Raw genomic sequence first — 489 nt, 5'->3', positions numbered from 1 at the left:
CGGCCAGTTCCTGCGCGAGCGCGGTCTGCGCGGCGAGGGCGTTCAGCGTGTCGGGGGCGGGTTCGCCGTCGAGGCCGGCCTGCTGTTTCTGCGCCACCTCGGCAAGGCCCTTGGCGAGCTGGATGGCCTGGTCGAGCACGTCGATGGCTGGGGCGGCGTCCATCTGGCTGGCGCCGGGGCCGCTGGCGAGCAGCAGGCCGGCGCCGCCGCGCAGGGCGCCCTGGGACAGCGTGGACAACGCGGCGCCGTAGCCGAGGTTGGCCTGGCGGGCGTTGTCGTCCAGCTGCTTGAAGTGGCCGAGCGTGAGCGCGCTCTCGTGGTCGGTGGTGGCGAGCTGGGCATGGCCCTGGCCGGGCGTGTCGTCGAAGCGCAGCTGGCGGTAGCCGCCCGTGCCGGTGGCGCTGGTGCCCAGGTCCTGGCTCTTGAAGCCGGACAGCACGCCGGCGTGCTGGTTGCCGGTGAACCACGCGGCGGCGTTGCCGGTGGCGC

Annotated in this window: 1 protein-coding gene; it reads right to left on the bottom strand. The window is 74.6% G+C overall.

The features are described 5' to 3' along the window. Positions 1 to 489: type VI secretion system Vgr family protein (locus QMK61_RS17610; protein WP_302073534.1), on the bottom strand; the 489-nt coding region annotated here is incomplete at both ends.

Origin of the sequence: Fulvimonas sp. R45, from assembly GCF_030504985.1 — a bacterium.
Classification (GTDB): Bacteria; Pseudomonadota; Gammaproteobacteria; order Xanthomonadales; family Rhodanobacteraceae; genus Rhodanobacter_A.
Note: the sequence above shows the minus strand (reverse complement) of the source record. Positions and strands in the feature narration are given on the sequence as shown.